This is a genomic window from Streptomyces viridochromogenes, assembly GCF_001270495.1.
GTDB lineage: Bacteria > Actinomycetota > Actinomycetes > Streptomycetales > Streptomycetaceae > Streptomyces > Streptomyces viridochromogenes_A.
In genome coordinates this window covers 82492-100685 of the sequence record NZ_LGUR01000194.1, presented here as the reverse complement: position 1 = coordinate 100685, position 18194 = coordinate 82492, and the positions used below count along the sequence as shown (strand labels likewise).

The window sequence follows — 18194 nt, the reverse complement described above, 5'->3', positions numbered from 1 at the left end:
GCCGAGGGAGTCGGCGAGGGCCTCGATGATCGCGAAGTTCTCCGCGCCGTTGACGCCACGGCCACCGGAGACCACGATCGCGGCCTCGGTCAGCTCCGGGCGGCCCGTCGACTCACGCGGCGTGCGGCCGGTGACCTTGGTGCCGGTGGCCTGGGCGGAGAAGGTGACCGCGAGGGCCTCGACCGCGCCGGCGGCCGAGGCGGCCTCCACGGCGGCCGAGTTCGGCTTGACCGTGATGACCGGGGTGCCCTTGGAGACACGGGACTTGGTGGTGAACGACGCGGCGAACACCGACTGGGTGGCCACCGGACCCTCGTCGCCGGCCTCCAGGTCGACGGCGTCGGTGATGATGCCGGAGCCGATGCGCAGCGCCAGGCGCGCGGCGATCTCCTTGCCCTCGGCGGAGGAGGGAACGAGGACGGCGGCCGGGGAGACGGCCTCGACGGCGGCCTGGAGGGCGTCGACCTTCGGGACGACCAGGTAGTCGGCGTACTCCGACGCGTCGTGGGTGAGGACCTTGACCGCGCCGTGCTCGGCGAGCGCGGCGGCGGTGTCGGCGGCGCCGTTGCCCAGCGCGACGGCGACCGGCTCGCCGACGCGGCGGGCCAGGGTCAGCAGCTCCAGGGTGGGCTTGCGGACGGCACCGTCCACGTGGTCGACGTAGACGAGAACTTCAGCCATGGGAATGCACTCCTGCGGATTGCGAAGTCTGAGGGGCGGTAAGGGGGTTGAGCCTCAGCGGGCCAGCGACCCTTAGATGAACTTCTGGCTCGCGAGGAACTCGGCGAGCTGCTTGCCGCCCTCGCCCTCGTCCTTGACGATCGTGCCGGCGGTGCGGGCCGGACGCTCGGCCGCGCCGTCCACGACGGTGTACGCACCCTCCAGGCCGACCTCCTCCGCCTCGATGTCGAGGTCGGACAGGTCCCAGGACTGAACCGGCTTCTTCTTGGCGGCCATGATGCCCTTGAAGGACGGGTAGCGCGCCTCGCCCGACTGGTCGGTGACCGACACGACGGCCGGCAGGGACGCCTCGAGCTGCTCGGAGGCGGCGTCGCCGTCCCGGCGGCCCTTGACCGTGCCGTCCTCGACCGAGACCTCGGACAGCAGGGTGACCTGCGGGACGCCCAGGCGCTCGGCGAGCAGGGCCGGTACGACACCCATGGTGCCGTCGGTGGAGGCCATGCCGGAGATCACCAGGTCGTAACCGGCCTTCTCGATCGCCTTGGCCAGCACCAGCGAGGTGCCCAGGGCGTCGGTGCCGTGCAGGTCGTCGTCCTCGACGTGGACGGCCTTGTCCGCACCCATGGACAGGGCCTTGCGCAGCGCGTCCTTCGCGTCCTCCGGGCCCACCGTCAGAACGGTGATCTCCACGTCGTCGTCGGAGTTCTCGGAGATCTGCAGCGCCTGCTCGACCGCGTACTCGTCGAGCTCGGAGAGCAGACCGTCCACGTCGTCCCGGTCGACGGTCAGGTCATCGGCGAAGTGCCGGTCGCCAGTGGCGTCGGGCACGTACTTCACGGTGACAACGATCCTCAAGCTCACGCCGGCTCTCCTACTGCGTCGACATTTCTCTGCTGCCTACTTGCAGGCAGCATAGGCGCCCCAAGCGGCCTCCCGATCGGGGCGACCTGCGCTCCGAGCGAAATATTACTCGTCAGTACACCCAGTTCGTTCCCGCTAAGCAAGCGCTTTGAACTGTGACCTTTGCAACGCAGCGTAATCGGAAACCGACGGCTTCGCAGAACAGCGGAAGGCCGGTTCGGTCACATCCGTCCGGTGAGCTCAGTCACGCAGACCGTTGAACCGGCCCTGGTGATACACCAGCGGACGGCCCGGGCCGGTGGAGTCACCCAGGACGACCTCGGCCAGCACGATGCGGTGATCACCGGCGGGGACGCGCCCGACGACCCGGCAGACCATCCAGGCGAGCACGTCGTCGAGGACGGGGACCCCTTCGGGGCCCTCGCCCCAGGCCGTGGGCGAACCGAAGCGGTCGGCGCCGCTGCGGGCGAAGGTGGCGGCCAGGTCCTGTTGGTGCTCGCCGAGTATGTGGACACCGACATGGTCCGTCGCGGCTATCGCCGGCCAACTGGAAGCGCCGACACCGATGCCGAAGGAGAGCATCGGGGGCTCGGCGGAGACGGAGGTGAGGGAGGTGGCGGTGAAGCCGACCGGGCCCGCCTCACCGCGTGCGGTGATCACGGCCACTCCCGCGGCATGGCGCCGGAAGACGGAGCGCAGCAGGTCGGGAGAGGCGAGCTGAGGGGTACCGAGGCCGGATGTGGCCGTCATGGAGCTGTCCTTCTGCGAGGGGAGGTGTACGGACCCGCGGCTGTTCAACAGCCCGGACAGCGCGCGCTCGCGGTGCGGGCCAGATCGACGTGGGCCCGTCCGAAGAGAAGGAGTTCCTCAGGCATCAGGTCAGGCTGACGATAGGTGGTGCGGACAGTCAAGTGGCTTCCTGAATGTGGGAGATGACTCACCCTCGGCATCACGGCCCCTCAGACCGCTTCGCCCAGGGCCGCGATCACATCCGCCCTGCGCGGCTGACCGGTGGCCCGCCGTACGACGTTTCCGTCGGCGTCGAGGACCAGCACGGTCGGCGTCTTGAGGATGTCGAGCCGGCGTACGAGGTCCAGGTTGTCCTCGGCGTCGATCTCCACGTGGGTCACACCCGGGACCATGCCGGCCACCTCGCCGAGCACCCGCCGGGTGGCCCGGCAGGGCGCGCAGAAGGCGCTGGAGAACTGCACGAGGGTGGCGCGTGCGCCCAGTTCCCCGCCCAACTCGGCCGCCACGAGCCGTTTTCCGTCGTCCCGCCCGCGCACCCGCACTCTCCCGCTCCGCCGCCGATGCAGCACTCCATAGGCGCTCGCCACCGCGAGCACCACCACGCACACCACGAGTCCGGTCATCACCGTGCTCAACCCTTCACAAGACTGCAAAGATTCCCGAGCCCCTGAAGTCTTTCCCTTGCGGAATGCTTGATTCATGGACATCGACATGAGGGGGCCGCGCTTCGGGGCGGCCGTGACGACCGTGGTGCTGGCGGTCGCACTGGTCACCGGTAGCGCCTGGCTGCTGGCCTGGCAGACGCTGGCGTTCGCGCTGGGCGCGGCGGGCGGGGTAAGCCGGTCGCCGTACGGCTGGCTGTTCCGCACGGCCGTACGACCCCGGCTCGGGCCGCCGACGGAGTTCGAGGCGCCGGAACCGCCGCGGTTCGCGCAGGCGGTGGGGCTGGTCTTCGCGGGCCTCGGGCTGGTCGGCTACACGCTCGGGCCGGACTGGCTGGGGCTCGCCGCCACCGGGGCCGCGCTCGCGGCCGCTTTCCTGAACGCCACCTTCGGGTACTGCCTGGGCTGCGAGATGTACCTGCTCCTGCGGCGGCTGACGGTGCGCGCCGGGTAAAGGCGGCACAAAAGACCGAGGTGGATCAAGGGGCCGACGTGACGAGGATCTCGCCGTTCCCCGGCACTTGGGCTTGGCCCTCGGCCGTTCTTGGGGCACGATCTGCGACATGCCGTAAACCTACGGCTGCGTAACTTCCCACTGGGAGCTTCCTTCCCAGGCACAGAAGGAAGGGTCCACCCCGTCCATGGCAGAGCTTGTCTACCGTCCCGTCGTCGGTTTCGCCCAGACGTTGTTCAAGGCGTGGGACCTCAAGATCGACTGCAAGGGGTCGGAGAACATTCCACGCTCGGGCGGCGCTGTGCTGGTGAGCAACCACATCAGCTACCTGGACTTCGTCTTCAACGGCCTGGCTGCCCTCCCGCAGAAGCGCCTCGTTCGCTTCATGGCGAAGGAGTCCGTGTTCCGGCACAAGATCTCCGGTCCGCTGATGCGCGGCATGAAGCACATCCCCGTGGACCGCAAGCAGGGTGAGGCGGCGTACGCCCACGCGCTGGACTCGCTGCGTTCCGGCGAGATCGTCGGGGTGTTCCCTGAGGCCACGATCTCGCAGTCGTTCACGCTGAAGAGCTTCAAGTCGGGCGCCGCCCGGCTGGCCCAGGAGGCCGGCGTGCCGCTGATCCCGATGGCCGTGTGGGGCACGCAGCGCCTGTGGACCAAGGGGCACCCGCGCAACTTCAAGCGCAGCCACACCCCGATCACCATCCGGGTCGGCGAGGCGCTCGAGGCATCCAAGGACAAGTACGCCGGTGCGATCACCCGGCAGCTGCGCGAGCGCGTCCAGGAGCTTCTGGAGGCCGCGCAGCGCGCCTATCCGGTGCGCCCCAAGGACGCCGGCGACACCTGGTGGATGCCGGCCCACCTCGGCGGTACGGCACCTACGCCGGAGCAGGTGCGCGCGGCGGAGGGCTCCGCCGGCTAGGGGCGGCGGAGCCGCATATGGATGCGGTCCCGCGCCCCTGAAGGGCACTGCCGGACCGGTTCCCGGCGGTCAGAGCGCGAGGGGCAGCGTCTGCCACAGATGCGGTCGGTCGGGGGCCGCCTTGAGTACGTCGAGTACGGCGGGGTGGGGTGCGGCGTACAGAACCGGATAGTCCAGCTCTTCGAGCTCCGGATCGGGCGTGAAGGCCAACTGCTCGCCGTCGAGTGAGAACTGGGCGTCCACGCCCGGCTTGTTGCCCCGTGGATCCTGTCGGTGCCAGGCACCGTTGAACCGGACGGCGACCAGGCCGTGCACCTCCTCGAACTTCTGGTAGCACAGCGCGGTCGGGATGTCCTCGGCCCGCAACAGCGCGGCCAGTGCGTGGGCCTTGGCGTAGCAGATGCCGGTGCCCTGCTCCAGGACGTCAGAGGCGCGCCAGGTGACACGGAGATCGCCGGAATCCTGTGAGTGCGGGATGGCGTCGCGCACGAACTCGAACGCCGCCCGCGCATATTCATACGAGTCCGCCACCCCGTCGGCGAGCCAGGCTGCCGTCTCGCGGACGAGCGGGTGGTGATGGTCGATGACTTCGTCAGCTGCCAAGTAGGCGGAGAGGTCAGCGGTTTCCTGGATCATCTGCATGGCAGCCGAGCGTAGGCGGCAGCCTTGGCGCGAGTCAATCAACTTTCCGACCAACGTATATCTATGCATTGACGGCGCGTGGGCACTGCGGTGGACACCCGTCTCCGGAAGAACGGCTGAACATCGCCGCAACCAGACGCCCCGACTACAACCCCTCCCCCGTCCCGCGGGTCTCGGCCACCGACCGCTCATCGACAAGGGGGAAGTCATGAAGCATCGCCTGCTCGGAGCCGCGCTCGCCTGCTGTGCCCTGGCCGGGGTCGGGGCCGGGCCCGTACACGCCGCGTCCGACCAGTTGTGGATCAGCGCGCCGTCCGAAACGGTACTGCCCGCGCCGGGTGCGGACGGCGGCGCGTCCCAGCGGACCCTTGATGTGCGGGTCACTCACGACAACACCGAGAACGGGGTGCCCGCCGGCCGGCTGACCGTGGACGCGAGCGGGATCGCCGCCTTCGCGCAGGTGTCGTGGCCCGCGAACTGCGTGCCCGAGTCGGCGGTCAAGGCGGTCTGCGACTTCGCCGGGATGCCGGCCGGTGCGGACAGCGTGGGGGCCGCTCTGCTGGGGCTTCGGGCGTTGCCGGACGCGGACCTCGAAGCGTCCGGGCATGTGCGCTATTCGGCCGCCGCCGGGGAGCTGACGGCCTACCCGGTCGAGACCCTGATCACCCTGGGCGACGGTCCGGACCTCGGGCTCAGTCAGGCCCCGAACCAGCGTGACCTCAAGCCCGGCACGGACACCCAGGTGCGGGCGACGGTCGGCAACAACGGCAACCGCGCCGTGGAACGCACGCTGCTGTCGGTCTACGCGTCCTACGGGCTGCGGTTCAAGGAGCGGAACTCCAACTGCGAGTACCGGGACCACGCCACCGGTACGTCCGCGCTGTGCGTGCTGGACGAGGCGGTGGCCCCGGGTGAGCGGTACGAGCTGACGAGCGCTCTGCGGGTGGGGCGCAAGGCCCTGTACGAGCGGTTCGACCACTCCGTACTGCCGTATTCGGACGCGGCGCTGGAAGAGGCTCGCGGCGGGGAGACCTGGACCCCGGGCACGGGGCCCGAGCTGGATCTGCGTCCCGTGGCGGCGCGGATCGCGGCGGCCGGGGACGAGGACCTCGATCTGTCGGACAACTACCGGGCCGTCATGCTCGACGCCAGGAACACCGCCGACCTGAAGCTCACCGGCAGCAAGGTGCGCGGGGACGCCGGGGACACCGTGACCGCCCGCATCACCGTCCACAACCGGGGCCCGGCGTGGGTGGCGTCGCTGGGCGCGGGCGCGGCCGTGGCCACGGTGCGGTTCCAGGCACCGGCGGGCACGACGGTCGTCGGATGGCCGCAGGAGGAGTGCGCGCAGGAGCTGCCGTCCGAGGAGGGGCCGGCCGTCACGACCTACTTCTGCCGGACGCCGGTCTATCTGCACGACCGGGCGTCCCACGCGTTCGAGGTGCGGTTGCGGATCGACGAGGTGGTGCGCGGAGCACGCACCACCGTCGAGACCCTCAACGACGACCCGGAGCTGCCCATCAGGAAGTTCGACCCGAACCTGCGCAACAACAGCGCGCGGATCGTCGTCAACGGCTGACCCGGGCGGGCGACCGCGGGGAGGGGACGGCTAGCGCGCCATCTCCTCCTTCAGCGCCGCCACGAAGGCGTCCACGTCGTCCTCGGTCGTGTCGAAGGCGCACATCCAGCGCACGACGCCCGCCGCCTCGTCCCAGAAGTAGAACCGGAACCGCTTCTGCAGCCGCTCACTCACGTCGTGCGGGAGCTTGGCGAAGACGCCGTTGGCCTGCACCGGGTAGAGGATCTCCACGCCGTGCACGGCGCGCACGCCCTCCGCCAGGCGCTGGGCCATCTCGTTGGCGTGCCGGGCGTTGCGCAGCCACAGGTCCTTGGCGAGCAGCGCCTCCAACTGCACCGACACGAAGCGCATCTTGGAGGCGAGCTGCATGGACAGCTTGCGCAGGTGCTTCATGTGGCTGACGGCGTCCTGGTTGAGGACGACGACCGCCTCCCCGAACAGGGCACCGTTCTTGGTGCCGCCCAGGGAGAGGATGTCGACGCCGACCGCGTTGGTGAACGTCCGCATGGGCACGTTCAGGGAGGCGGCCGCGTTGGCTATCCGGGAGCCGTCCAGGTGCACCTTCATGCCGTGCGCGTGGGCGTGGTCGCAGATCGCGCGGATCTCGTCCGGGGTGTAGAGGGTGCCGAGTTCGGTGCTCTGGGTGATCGAGACGACCTGGGGCATCGCCCGGTGCTCGTCCTCCCAGCCGTACGCCTGCCGGTCGATCAGCTCGGGGGTGAGCTTGCCGTCGGGTGTGGGCACGGTGAGCAGCTTCAGGCCGCCCATCCGCTCGGGGGCGCCGCCCTCGTCGACGTGGATGTGCGCGCTCTCGGCGCAGATCACCGCGCCCCAGCGGTCGGTGACCGCCTGGAGCGCGACGACGTTGGCTCCGGTGCCGTTGAAGACCGGGAACGCCTCCGCCGTGGCGCCGAAGTGGCTGCGGACGATCCGCTGGAGGTTCTCGGTGTAGTCGTCCTCGCCGTAGGCGGCCTGGTGCCCGCCGTTGGCCAGGGCCAGGGCGGCGAGCACCTCCGGGTGGGCGCCGGCGTAGTTGTCACTGGCGAAGCCGCGGACGTCCGGGTCGTGGTGGCGCCGGGCGTCGGTCTTCGGAGGGTTCACGGCTTCTCGGTCAGCCACAGGCGGTTTCCGTTCACTTCTGCGGCGGGCTTGTCCCAGACGTCGACGACGGCGTCGGCCAGGTCCTTGACGTCCGTGAAGCCCGCGAACTTCGCGTTGGGTCGCTCGGCGCGCATCGCGTCGTGCACCAGCGCCTTCACCACCAGGATGGCAGCCGCGGACGTCGGGCCCTCGGGGCCCCCGGCCTTGCGGAAGGCGTCGGCCAGCGCGAGCGTCCATGCCTCGGCGGCGGCCTTGGCGGCGGCGTACGAGGCGTTGCCCGCGGTCGGCTTCGAGGCGCCGGCGGCGCTGATCAGCACGTAGCGCCCGCGGTCGCTGCGCTGGAGGCCCTCGAAGAAGGCGAGCGAGGTGTGCTGCACGGTGCGGATGAGCAGCAGTTCCAGGAAGTCCCAGTCGTCGAGGCTGGTCTTGATGAAGGTCTCGCTGCCGCGCCAGCCGCCGACGAGGTGGACCAGGCCGTCGACGCGGCCGAAGTCCTTCTCGATGTGGTCGGCCCAGTCCCGGGTGGACTGCAGGTCGAGCAGGTCGACGGGTTCGCCGGTGACCGTCGCGCCGCCCGACGCGTAGCGGGCCGCGTCCACGGCCTCCGCGAGCCGCTCGGGATCGTTGTCGGCGGCGGCGACGGTCGCCCCCGCCTCGGCCAGCCGCAGCAGGGCCGCCCGGCCCGCGGGTCCGCCCGCGCCGGCCACCGCGATCACCGCACCGCTGAGAGCTCCGTTCCCCGCCATGTTCTTCGCCTCCTGAGCAGTGTTCTGGGTACCGCGGTCGCTCACGCGGCGATCCGCTCGGCGCTGTCCGCCGTGATGCCCCGGGTGGAGGCGATCACGTTCTTCAGCTTCTTGGACAGGGCCTCATAGAACATGCTCAGCGGAAACTCGTCCGGAAGCACGTCATCGACGAGCTTGCGCGGCGGCTGGTTCAGGTCCAGGGCGTCCGGGCCCTTGGCCCAGCGGGAGCCCGGGTGCGGGGCGAGGTAGGTGGAGACGAGCTCATAGCCCGCGAACCAGTGGACGAGCTTGGGGCGGTCGATGCCGTCTCGGTAGAGGTTCTCGATGTCGGCGCACAGCTGGTTGGTGACCTGCGGGGCGCGCTCCCAGTCGATGTGGAGCTTGTTGTCGGTCCAGCGGATCACGCCGTGCTTGTGCAGGTAGGCGAAGAGGAGCTGGCCGCCGAGGCCGTCGTAGTTGCGCACGCGCTCACCGGTGACCGGGAAGCGGAACATGCGGTCGAACAGCACCGCGTACTGCACGTCGCGGGCCTGCGGGACGCCGTCCGCCTGGAGCTTCACGGCCTCCTTGAAGGCGGTGAGGTCGCAGCGCAGCTCTTCGAGGCCGTACATCCAGAACGGCTGGCGCTGCTTGATCATGAACGGGTCGAACGGCAGGTCGCCGTGGCTGTGGGTGCGGTCGTGGACCATGTCCCACAGCACGAAGGCCTCCTCGCAGCGCTTCTGGTCGTGGACCATCGCGGCGATGTCCTCGGGCAGGTCGAGGCCCAGGATGTCGACGGCGGCGTCGGTGACGCGGCGGAAGCGGGCGGCCTCGCGGTCGCAGAAGATGCCGCCCCAGCTGAAGCGCTCGGGCGCCTCGCGCACGGCGATCGTCTCGGGGAAGAGGACGGCGGAGTTGGTGTCGTAGCCGGCCGTGAAGTCCTCGAACTTGATGCCGCAGAACAGCGGGTTGTCGTAGCGGGTGCGCTCCAGCTCGGCCAGCCACTGCGGCCAGACCATGCGCAGCACGACCGCTTCGAGGTTGCGGTCGGGGTTGCCGTTCTGCGTGTACATAGCGAAGACGACCAGGTGCTGGAGGCCGTCCGCGCGGCCCGCGGCGGGCTGGAAGGCCAGCAGCGAGTCGAGGAAGTCGGGCACCTCGAAGCCGCTCTCGGCCCAGCGGCGCAGATCCTTCACCAGGGCCTCGTGGTAGGCGGCGTCGTGCGGCAGCAGCGGGGAGAGCTCCTCGACGGCCGCCACGACACGCCGTACGGCGGCCTCGGCGTCCGCGCGCTCGGGCGCGCCCTCGGCCTCGAAGTCGATCGACCCGTCCTTGGACTGCCATGGCCGGATCTGCTCCACCGCATCCTTGAGCACCGGCCACGCCGGGTGCTCCACCACCCTGGTCGCGGGAGGAACCTGCTCCCCCGAAGCCGTCTGCACAAGAATTTCCGTCATGTCCCATCCTCCACAGGAGAACCTCGCGTAAGGAGACCGTATACACACGAGGTTCCTCCCAGCAAGAGGAGACTCGGGAAATTATCCTGCACACCCCCATGGTCACCGCACTTTTTCCTGTTGGTCATCCCGATGGCGCATACTCCGGCCACCCCTGGGCATACGGAAGGCCCGGGACGGCGCGCCGCCGCCCGCCCGGGGCGGTCAATCCCCGCAGGACTCGCCCACGCCAGGGTGACCACCTCGGGGCACGCGCTCCAGATACGCCATGTCCACTGGCGCAAACCCTGTGTACACGTGGGGTTCATCACGCGCCCGGGCCACTAGGCTGCGGATCTGCCGCGCGAACACTCCGCTCCGGTTTGCGCGCACGCCGAGCCGCCGTCGACGGAAGCGAGTTGAACCTTGAACTTCCTTACCATCGGTCATCGCGGAGTCATGGGTGTCGAACCCGAGAACACCCTCCGTTCCTTCGTCGCCGCCCAGCAGGCCGGGCTCGACGTGATCGAACTCGATCTCCACCTGAGCAAGGACGGCGCCCTCGTCGTCATGCACGACACCGACGTGGACCGCACGACCGACGGCGTCGGCGCGATCGCCGACAAGACCCTCGCCGAGCTGCGCGCCCTGGACGCGGGCCGCGGCGAGCGCGTGCCCGTCTTCGAGGAAGTCCTGGACGCCGTGAAGTCGCCGCTCCAGGCCGAGATCAAGGACGTCGCGGCGGCTCGGGCGCTCGCCGAGGTGATGACCGAACGGGACCTGGTCTCCCGGGTCGAGGTGTCCTCGTTCCACGACGACGCCGTGGCCGAGATCGCCCGCCTCGTGCCCGGGGTGCGGACCGCGCTGATCGCCAGCCGCTACGGCACCGACATCGTGGACCGCGCCGTCGCGGTCGGTGCCGCGACCGTCTGCCTGAACATCCGCCGCCTCACCCTGGAGGTCGTGGAGCGGGCCCGCAAGGCGGACCTGAAGATCATCGGCTGGGTGGTCAACACCCAGGACCACCTGCGTCTCGTACGGGCCCTGGAACTGGACGGCGCGACGACCGACTACCCGGAGATCAAGCGCACCGGCCGCTTCACGGCGTGACCGTCACGCCAGCTCCTTGACCAGCAGTTCGAACCGCAGGTCGTCGCGCTGCGGAATGCCATAGCGCTCGTCGCCGTACGGGAACGGGGTCATCCGTCCCGTACGGCGGTAGCCGCGCCGCTCGTACCAGGCGATCAGGTCGTTCCGTACCGAGACCACGACCATGTGCATCTCGGTCGCGCCCCAGGCCTCCCGGGCGTGCCGCTCCGCCTCCGCGATGATCACCTTGCCGAGGCCGACACCCTGGAGTGCGGGGCTGACCGCGAACATCCCGAAGTAGGCGTGCGCGTCGCGCCGCGCCAGCTGGCAGCAGGCGACGACCGCCCCGTCCCGCTCGACGGTGAGCATCCGGCTGTCCGGCGACTTGATGACCTCCAGCACGCCCTCCGGGTCGGTCCGCTGCCCTTCGAGGATGTCCGCCTCGGTGGTCCACCCGGTCCGGCTGGAGTCCCCGCGGTAGGCGGACTCGATCAGCGCGACCAGCGTGTCCACGTCGGCGTCCGTGGCGTCGCGGAAGGTGAGACCGTCGGCGGCGGTGGTCGCGACTGTGTCCATGCGGTTCTTCTCCACTTCTCGGGCATGACTCGTGCACCGCTGAGGGTAACGCGCCGCTAGGATCCGGCTGCATGGTGCACGTACTGAGCGGACGGACCCTCCTGCATCCCGCCGACCCCGAGCGTTCCCGTGTCTTCTACGGCGAGCAGCTGGGCCTGGCCGTCTACCGCGAGTTCGGAACGGGGCCGGAGCGCGGCACCGTCTACTTCCTCGGCGGCGGCTTCCTGGAGGTCTCCGGCCGCTCCGAGACCCCACCGTCCCCGGCCGTCCGGCTGTGGATGCAGGTCGAGGACGTGGCGGCGGCGCACGACGAACTGCGGGGCAAGGGCGTCGAGATCGTGCGGCCGCCGGTGAAGGAGCCGTGGGGGCTGATCGAGATGTGGATCGCCGATCCGGACGGGACGCGGATCGTGCTGGTGGAGGTGCCGGCGGATCATCCGCTGCGGTACCGGCCGGGGAGCTGAGTCACCCCGGGCGGTGTTCCCAGCGCCGGTCGGTGCGGGTCAGCTCCCGGAAGCCGGCCGAGGTCAGGTGATCCATCATCGTGCTGCCGGTGGCCGGTTCGTAGGCGAGGACGCGGTCCACGCCGCACAGCCGCAGCCAGTCGGCGGCCTGGCCCAGCAGCCGGCGCTCCAGGCCGTCGCCGTACGCCGACGGTTCGATGTGCAGGTTGCCGACATCGGCGAGGCCCGTCCCGCGCGTGTGGCGTTCGGGGCGGGACAGGGCGGTGTCGACCTCGATGAAGCCGAGGGCGCGTCCGGCTGCGTACGCCGTGAAGCGTGTCCCGCACTCCCCCAGTGTGCGGTCGACGGTGACGCCCGGTCGGGGCTCCTGGTGCGGCAGGTCGGCCACCCGCGCGATCAGGATCACCTCGGTGTCCCCGGTGTGCCGGAAGCCCGCCCGCTCGTAGCCGGCGCGGATGTGCGGCCAGCTGCGGGGCAGGCCGTAGACGGCCGGGGCGGGGAGCTCGCCGCTCGCGTACCGGGCACGTACGTTCCAGCGGGCCAGCTGGGCCAGGCAGGCGTTCATCAGCAGGTCCGCGGCCTCGTCGGAGTCCGGCCGGAAGGAGGCCGTGGGCCGGCAGACGAACCAGTCGATCTCGCCGATGTCCCGGTAGTCCGCGCCGACCTCGTCGTCGGCCCGGTACCGCAGCAGATGCGCGGCGGCCACGACGTGGTCGCGCTGCTCGGCGACGAGGGTCACGCGCTCGCCGACCCAGGGGTCGGTGATGAACTCGTCCGGCTGTCGCTCCAGGGCGCTGAGCACCGTGTTCACGGAGACGGAGACGCCGGGGACGACGGCGGCGACATGCGTGTTGATCAGTTCGGTGAGCTGGTCGCGGTCGGCGCGGCGGAAGGGGCGCACCTGAAGCGCGGGCATGCGGGGACCTCCGGTCGGAGAACGGTGCTCGGGAGGCCGCCATGCGATGCGGTACGGGGTCGAGGGTACGTCGGTGGCGGCGCCGGGCTCCAGTGGGTTTCGTCGGCCGGATGGCCGGGGCCGTGGGCGGGGCTTAGCGTGCTGGAGAGGGTTTTCCTGCGGGAGGAACGCCATGAAGCTCGACAAGCCGGTGACCGGCGGGCCCTGCTGGACGGAGTTGGGCACCAGCGATCTGGCCGCGGCGAAGCGGTTCTACGAGGGGTTGTTCGGCTGGCGGGCCGAGACCGATCCGCGGAACGAGGCCGGCGGCTACTCGATCGCGCACCTCGGGGACGCGGCGGTGGCCGCGCTGACGCCGCTGTACCAGGAGGGACAGCCGGTCTCGTGGAACGTGTCGTTCGCGGTGCCGGACGCGGACGCGGCCGCCGCGCAGGTCACCGAGGCCGGCGGGACGGTGCTGGTCGGTCCGATGGACGTGTTCGACGTGGGCCGCTTCGCGGTGGCCGTGGACCCCACGGGTGCGGTCTTCCAGCTGTGGCAGGCGCGGTCGTTCCCGGGTGCGGGGCTGCTCAGCGCGCCCGGCGCGCTGGGCTGGGTGGAGTTGCTGACCCGGGCGCCCGAGCGGGCCGTGGAGTTCTACACGACGGTGTTCGGCTGGAGCGTCAACGCCTCGGAGCACTACACGCAGTGGGGCGTCGACGGCGCCGACTTCGGCGGCATGGTCACGATGGACGACAAGTTCCCGCACGAGGTCCCGGCGCACTGGCTGCCGTACTTCGCCGTCGAGGACGTGGACGCCACGGCGGCGGACGCCACGGCGGCGGGCGGGACCGTCCTCATGGAGCCCACCTCCGTCCCCGACGGGCCGCGCATCGCCGTGCTGCGGGACCCGCAGGGGGCGGTGTTCGGGGTGTACCGCGCGGCCGACGAGAAGTGACTGCCCCCGGGCGACGTGACGACGCCGGTCGGATCAGCCGCGGAGCGCCCCGAGCCGGCCCTCCAGCTCGCCGAGCAACTCGCCCAGCAGCGCCGCGAGTTCGCCCTGTGCCCGCGGGGCGAGGCCGGACAGTACGGACGTCTCGTACGCGAGTTGCTCGGGCAGGATGCCGTCGACCAGGTCCCGGCCCGCGTCCGTGAGGCGGACGTGGGCGACACGGCGGTCGCGGGTGTCGCCCCTGCGTTCCACCAGGCCGCGCTCGCTGAGCTGCTTGAGGCGTTTGGTGACGGCGGCGCCCGAGGAGAAGGTCTCGCGGGCGAGTTCACTCGGGGTCAGCTCGTGGCCGGTGCGGCGCAGCGCGCCGAGCAGGTCGAACTCGGGGCGGCTCAGGCCCGCCCGGCGCAGCGGAGCGTCCTCGGCCTGCTGGAGAAGGGCGGCACAGCGGTTGATGCGGCCGATGATCTCCATCGGGGCGGTGTCGAGGTCGGGGTGGACGGTCCGCCACTGCCGGACCACGGCGGCCACCGTGTCCCGTCTCGTCCCGGTCGGCCCGCCGTTGGTCGCCGTCATGGCCGTACGCCCTCCGTCGTGTCGCTACCCGTGCGCTGGTCCGGGTACGGCGCTCGGCTCCGCCCCGTAGCCGCGAGCGTACGGGGTGCGGTCTGCTCGGCGCGCACGACCCGCTGCCATCGGCGGTCGGGGACGGCCACGGCGGCGGCGAGACCGACCAGCGCGCCGACCAAGGTGTCCACGACCCGCTCGGTGATCAGCCGCCCTGGTTCCTGGAACCCGGCGAACTCGGTGACGAGCAGCGCCATGGGGGTCACGCAGACGCTGCCGAGCCAGTAGTTGCGGGCGATCAGCGCCTCGGCACCGAAATTGAGCGCGAGGCAGCACAGGACCAGGGCGACCTCGCCGGTGTGGGCGAGCGGAACCAGTGCGGCGAAGAGGAGGACGCCGAGCAGGTTGCCGACGACGCGCTGGACGCCACGGCCCCAGGTGAGGGTGAGGTTGGCCTGGTACAGGGAGGCCGCGGTGACCAGGGCCCAGTAGGGACGGCCGATCCCCAGGGCGAGGGAGGCGTATCCGGCGAGGGCGCAGCCGAGGGCGGTGCGTACCGCGAGCGGGGCCAGGGGGCCGAGGCGGAGCCACAACGGGCCGGGGGGCGAGGCGGGTTCGGTGCCGATGCCGGCGAGGCCGGTGAGGTCGTCGACGTCCGGCACGGGGCGGTTGCCGCGCACCTGCCGGGCCCAGGTGCGCAGCAGCGCGGGGTCGGCGTCGGCGGGGGCGGCCAGGGCGACCTCGGCGCGGTCGACGAGGCGTTCGAGGGCGGCGCGGGTCGCGGAGGGGCGGCCGGCGGTGCGCAGCGCCTGCCGGGCGGCCCGCACGGCACTGCCGCTCCCGCCCGTGCCGTCCGTACCGTTCGTTTCGACGTACGCGGCGGCCGCGTTCAGGGCGCCCGCGGTGGCCCGGCGCTCCGGGCCGTGCGGACGCAGCAGGCCGGGTGCCATGCCGACGAGCCAGGCCCAGGCGGCGGCCGCGGCGGCCGGCGCGAGGTGGCCGGGGATCCCGTCGAGGGTCTGCGGGGTGAACAGGGCGGCGGAGCTGACGAAGGTGAGCACCACGTTGCCGGGCGGGCCGATGCGGGTCGCGTCGCACAGTGCCTTCTGTACGGCGGCCAGCACCGCGCCCACGGTGACCAGTACGACGGCGTCGCTGGTGAGCGAGGCCACGGCCAGCGCGATGGCGAGACCGCCGAGCATGCCGAGCACGACCCAGGCCAGGGTGCGGGCCCGGGCCGCGTAGGGGCGGTAGGGCGTAGAGGGCGCACAGGGATCCGGCCATCGTGTACATCGCCAGGTCCAGCCGGCCGAGCGTCAGCAGGGCGAGGTTGGGCGGGCCCACGGCGACGATCACGCTCAGTGCGGGCTTGAACCAGATGTCCGAGGGGCGGCCGAGGCGCAGCACTCCGGCCGGCGGAAGGCGGTCGCTGATGCCCTTCACCAGTTTCATGGCCATCACCTTAGCAAGTGTTTTACTCGTAAAGGATAACAGTGACCTGCCGTGCTCCGGCGAATGCTCCCCGTGTACACCCTTGCGCTCGCGTGCGCGCCCGACCGGCGGGGCATCGACGGACTGTCCGAGACCGTCGAGCGGGGGGGTGCGCGTGCACGGACCGGCTTCGCACGGCTGGCTGCTGGTCGCGCTGTGTGCGGCGACCGGGGCCTACTGCCTGCTGCGGATGCGCAGTCACGTGGAGGAACAGCGCCGGGCCGCGGGGGGCGAGGCACTGATGGGCTTCGGGATGGCCGCCATGGCGGTGCCCGCCGCGGTGTTCACGCCGCCGGTGTGGGCCTGGCCCGTCTACGCGGCCGTGTTCGGCGCGGCCGCCCTGCACGCCCTGTGGGCGGCACGAGAGGGCGCGCACCATCTGCATCACCTGGTGGGTGCCTCGGCCATGGTCTACATGGCGGTCGCGATGGCCGACCCGCCCGGCGGCCACGGCGGACACGGCGATCCCGGCATCCCGCTCGTGACGGGCACCCTGCTCCTGTACTTCACGGGCTATGTGCTGCTGTCCGGCGTCCGGCTGGTGCCCGTCGCGGGCGGCGGCGGGGGCATCGGATGGGGCGACCGTCCGGAGCTGGCGCGAGCCTGTCGGCTGTCCATGGGGATCGCCATGGTGGCGATGCTGCTGGCCCTCTGAAACCCTGTGAGTACGGCGTTCCCTCCCGGGAACGGCCGGCTCTCCTGTGGCGGGAGTCGCAAAACCCGCCCGGGCATTGGCCTCTCGCCCCACCTTTCGGCGAGGATCGCAGTATGCACACCCAGTCCGTCGAATCCCCGCCCCGCCCGCCGGCCGAGCGCAGGACCGCCCACTGGGCCGGTGCCCTCGCTCTGGGCTCCGCGTTGCTGCTCGCCCTCGTCGCTGTCCGGTGGCACCCCCTGATGACCCTCGACGGCGACCTCGCGGACACCACGCACCGCTGGGCGGTCGACTCGTCCGGCGTGACGCACACGTTCCGCATCCTGACGGACTGGGTCTGGGATCCGTGGACGATGCGCATCCTGACCTTCGCGGTCGCGATCTGGCTCGTGTGGCGGAGAGCGGCGCGCTGGACGGCCGGATGGCTGGTGGCCACCTGCCTGCTCGCCACGGTGGCCCAGCAGACCCTGAAGGCGGTGGTCGACCGACCCCGCCCCGTCTGGCCCGACCCCGTCGACTCCGCCCACTACTCGGCCTTCCCGTCCGGCCACGCCATGACGGCCACGGTGGTCTGCGGCCTCCTGCTGTGGCTCCTGCACCACTACGGCGCCGGGCGCGCCCTGTGGCGTACGGCCGTCGCCGTGGCCGTGGTCTCCGTGGCCGGCGTCGGGCTGACCCGGGTGTGGCTGGGCGTCCACTGGGCGACGGACGTCGTCGGCGGCTGGCTGCTGGGCGCCCTGGTCGTGGTGCTGGCGGTGGGCGCGCACATGCGACGGCCGGACTGACCCGCACGGTCGGACCGGCGTGCGAGCCGCGTGATCTTCCCGCGCGGCGCGACGTGACCACCGTAGGATCCGCGACATGACCGCAGTTCTGTTCGATTTTTCCGGAACCCTTTTCCGCGTCGAGTCCACCGAGTCCTGGCTGCGCGGAGCCCTCACCGAGGCCCAAGTGGAGTTCGGTGAGGCCGAGTTGGTCGAGGCGGCGCAGGCGCTGGAGGCCATGGGAGCGTTGCCGGGCGGGGTCGATCCCTCCTGGCTGCCCGAGGACGTCGCGAGTGTCTGGGGTGTGCGGGACAAGAGCGCGGAGCTGCACCGGGCCGCGTACACCGGGCTCAGCCGGCATGTGCAGCTCCCGGACGAGCGGTTGTACGACCTGCTCTACGACCGCCACATGGCACCGGCCGCGTGGATGCCGTACCCCGACACCGCCGAGGTGCTGCGGACGCTGCGCGAGCGCGGCATCGGCGTCGGGGTGGTCAGCAACATCGGCTGGGATCTGCGCCCGGTGTTCCGGGAGCACGGCCTCGATCCGTACGTGGACACCTACGTCCTGTCCTACGAGCACGGCGTCCAGAAGCCCGACCCCCGGCTGTTCGCGGCCGCCTGCGCGGCACTCGACGCCGATCCGCGCGACGTGGTCATGGTCGGCGACAACCGGCGGGCCGACGGCGGTGCGGCGGCCCTGGGCTGCGCGGTGCACTTCGTGGACCATCTGCCGGCCGAACAGCGACCTGAGGGGCTGCTGCCGGTACTGGATCTGGTGGGCGGCGTCCCTCGGACGAACGGTGCCGACCCGCGGCTCGACAAGTAGCCTCCGGCCACCATTCGGAGGTGTCGGGCCCGCCCTGGACGATCCCCCGCGTCGCCCAGGGCAGACGGCAACCCGGCCAGGCCGTATCGAGGCCGG

Annotated in this window: 20 protein-coding genes and 1 pseudogene; 9 read left to right on the top strand and 12 right to left on the bottom strand. The window is 71.2% G+C overall.

Going from position 1 to position 18194, the window contains the following annotated elements; translation table 11 throughout:
- The 4 genes from ADK36_RS19455 to ADK36_RS19440 all read right to left on the bottom strand — a co-directional run.
- Nucleotides 1-681: electron transfer flavoprotein subunit alpha/FixB family protein (locus ADK36_RS19455; protein WP_053198433.1), on the bottom strand; the 681-nt coding region annotated here is incomplete at its 3' end.
- Between the two features lie 72 nt (nt 682-753).
- Complete coding sequence (locus ADK36_RS19450; protein ID WP_030046806.1) at nt 754-1542, bottom strand: electron transfer flavoprotein subunit beta/FixA family protein; 789 nt, start codon at nt 1540-1542, stop codon at nt 754-756.
- Nucleotides 1543-1782: 240 nt separating this feature from the next.
- Complete coding sequence (locus ADK36_RS19445; protein WP_048580820.1) at nt 1783-2292, bottom strand: flavin reductase family protein; 510 nt, start codon at nt 2290-2292, stop codon at nt 1783-1785.
- A gap of 209 nt (nt 2293-2501) precedes the next feature.
- Nucleotides 2502-2915 carry a TlpA family protein disulfide reductase gene (locus ADK36_RS19440; RefSeq protein WP_048580819.1) on the bottom strand — a complete coding sequence of 138 codons (414 nt, stop codon included), beginning with the start codon at nt 2913-2915 and terminating at the stop codon, nt 2502-2504.
- A gap of 76 nt (nt 2916-2991) precedes the next feature.
- Here ADK36_RS19440 and ADK36_RS19435 point away from each other — a divergent pair, with 76 nt between their 5' ends.
- Together ADK36_RS19435 and ADK36_RS19430 are read left to right on the top strand one after the other, a co-directional pair.
- Entirely contained in the window at nt 2992-3408 is a 417-nt protein-coding gene (locus tag ADK36_RS19435; RefSeq protein WP_048580818.1) for a DUF4395 domain-containing protein, read from the top strand.
- A gap of 187 nt (nt 3409-3595) precedes the next feature.
- Entirely contained in the window at nt 3596-4330 is a 735-nt protein-coding gene (locus tag ADK36_RS19430; RefSeq protein WP_048580817.1) for a lysophospholipid acyltransferase family protein, read from the top strand.
- Nucleotides 4331-4399: 69 nt separating this feature from the next.
- Here ADK36_RS19430 and ADK36_RS19425 read toward each other — a convergent pair whose 3' ends face one another.
- Complete coding sequence (locus ADK36_RS19425) at nt 4400-4972, bottom strand: transglutaminase domain-containing protein (protein ID WP_053198431.1); 573 nt, start codon at nt 4970-4972, stop codon at nt 4400-4402.
- 208 nt (nt 4973-5180) lie between these two features.
- On the opposite strand from ADK36_RS19425, the gene ADK36_RS19420 reads away from it, so the two are divergent.
- Nucleotides 5181-6551, top strand: a complete 1371-nt coding sequence (locus tag ADK36_RS19420; RefSeq protein WP_053198430.1) for a hypothetical protein — start codon at nt 5181-5183, stop codon at nt 6549-6551.
- Nucleotides 6552-6581: 30 nt separating this feature from the next.
- Here the strand turns inward: ADK36_RS19420 and ADK36_RS19415 are convergent, their stop codons facing one another.
- The 3 genes from ADK36_RS19415 to ADK36_RS19405 are packed head-to-tail and all read right to left on the bottom strand — an operon-like array spanning nt 6582 to nt 9837.
- Nucleotides 6582-7652, bottom strand: a complete 1071-nt coding sequence (locus ADK36_RS19415; RefSeq protein WP_048580814.1) for a threonine aldolase family protein — start codon at nt 7650-7652, stop codon at nt 6582-6584.
- On the bottom strand, nt 7649-8398 hold the full coding sequence (locus tag ADK36_RS19410; protein WP_048580871.1) for an SDR family NAD(P)-dependent oxidoreductase: 750 nt from the start codon (nt 8396-8398) through the stop codon (nt 7649-7651). Before ADK36_RS19410 ends, ADK36_RS19415 begins: the two co-directional genes overlap by 4 nt.
- Before the next feature lie 41 nt (nt 8399-8439).
- Nucleotides 8440-9837, bottom strand: a complete 1398-nt coding sequence (locus ADK36_RS19405; protein ID WP_048580813.1) for a DUF6421 family protein — start codon at nt 9835-9837, stop codon at nt 8440-8442.
- 405 nt (nt 9838-10242) lie between these two features.
- On the opposite strand from ADK36_RS19405, the gene ADK36_RS19400 reads away from it, so the two are divergent.
- Nucleotides 10243-10926 (top strand): glycerophosphodiester phosphodiesterase, encoded by a 684-nt coding sequence (locus ADK36_RS19400; RefSeq protein ID WP_048580812.1) that lies wholly within the window; start codon nt 10243-10245, stop codon nt 10924-10926.
- A 3-nt stretch (nt 10927-10929) separates the two neighbouring features.
- Here ADK36_RS19400 and ADK36_RS19395 read toward each other — a convergent pair whose 3' ends face one another.
- The gene (locus ADK36_RS19395) at nt 10930-11481 is read right to left on the bottom strand and encodes a GNAT family N-acetyltransferase (RefSeq protein WP_053198439.1); all 552 of its coding nucleotides are present in this window, start codon (nt 11479-11481) and stop codon (nt 10930-10932) included.
- 71 nt (nt 11482-11552) lie between these two features.
- On the opposite strand from ADK36_RS19395, the gene ADK36_RS19390 reads away from it, so the two are divergent.
- Entirely contained in the window at nt 11553-11945 is a 393-nt protein-coding gene (locus ADK36_RS19390) for a VOC family protein (protein WP_053198428.1), read from the top strand.
- Nucleotide 11946: 1 nt separating this feature from the next.
- On the opposite strand, the gene ADK36_RS19385 is transcribed toward ADK36_RS19390, so the two are convergent.
- Nucleotides 11947-12861: a GNAT family N-acetyltransferase gene (locus ADK36_RS19385; RefSeq protein WP_053198426.1), complete on the bottom strand. Its 915-nt coding sequence runs from the start codon at nt 12859-12861 to the stop codon at nt 11947-11949.
- 172 nt (nt 12862-13033) lie between these two features.
- On the opposite strand from ADK36_RS19385, the gene ADK36_RS19380 reads away from it, so the two are divergent.
- Nucleotides 13034-13798, top strand: a complete 765-nt coding sequence (locus ADK36_RS19380; RefSeq protein WP_053198423.1) for a VOC family protein — start codon at nt 13034-13036, stop codon at nt 13796-13798.
- A gap of 33 nt (nt 13799-13831) precedes the next feature.
- On the opposite strand, the gene ADK36_RS19375 is transcribed toward ADK36_RS19380, so the two are convergent.
- Both ADK36_RS19375 and ADK36_RS19370 read right to left on the bottom strand, forming a co-directional pair.
- A complete protein-coding gene (locus tag ADK36_RS19375) occupies nt 13832-14368 on the bottom strand; it encodes a MarR family winged helix-turn-helix transcriptional regulator (RefSeq protein ID WP_048580808.1) in 537 nt (178 codons plus the stop codon).
- Nucleotides 14365-15811 (bottom strand): annotated as a pseudogene (locus ADK36_RS19370) (FUSC family protein). Before ADK36_RS19370 ends, ADK36_RS19375 begins: the two are co-directional and overlap by 4 nt.
- A 154-nt stretch (nt 15812-15965) precedes the next feature.
- On the opposite strand from ADK36_RS19370, the gene ADK36_RS19365 reads away from it, so the two are divergent.
- The 3 genes from ADK36_RS19365 (at nt 15966) to ADK36_RS19355 (ending at nt 18098) form a co-directional block, all read left to right on the top strand.
- Nucleotides 15966-16505 carry a DUF5134 domain-containing protein gene (locus ADK36_RS19365; protein ID WP_048580869.1) on the top strand — a complete coding sequence of 180 codons (540 nt, stop codon included), beginning with the start codon at nt 15966-15968 and terminating at the stop codon, nt 16503-16505.
- Nucleotides 16506-16618: 113 nt separating this feature from the next.
- Nucleotides 16619-17290 carry a phosphatase PAP2 family protein gene (locus ADK36_RS19360; RefSeq protein WP_053198422.1) on the top strand — a complete coding sequence of 224 codons (672 nt, stop codon included), beginning with the start codon at nt 16619-16621 and terminating at the stop codon, nt 17288-17290.
- Between the two features lie 76 nt (nt 17291-17366).
- Nucleotides 17367-18098 (top strand): HAD family hydrolase, encoded by a 732-nt coding sequence (locus tag ADK36_RS19355; RefSeq protein WP_048580805.1) that lies wholly within the window; start codon nt 17367-17369, stop codon nt 18096-18098.
- Nucleotides 18099-18194: the final 96 nt, after the last annotated feature.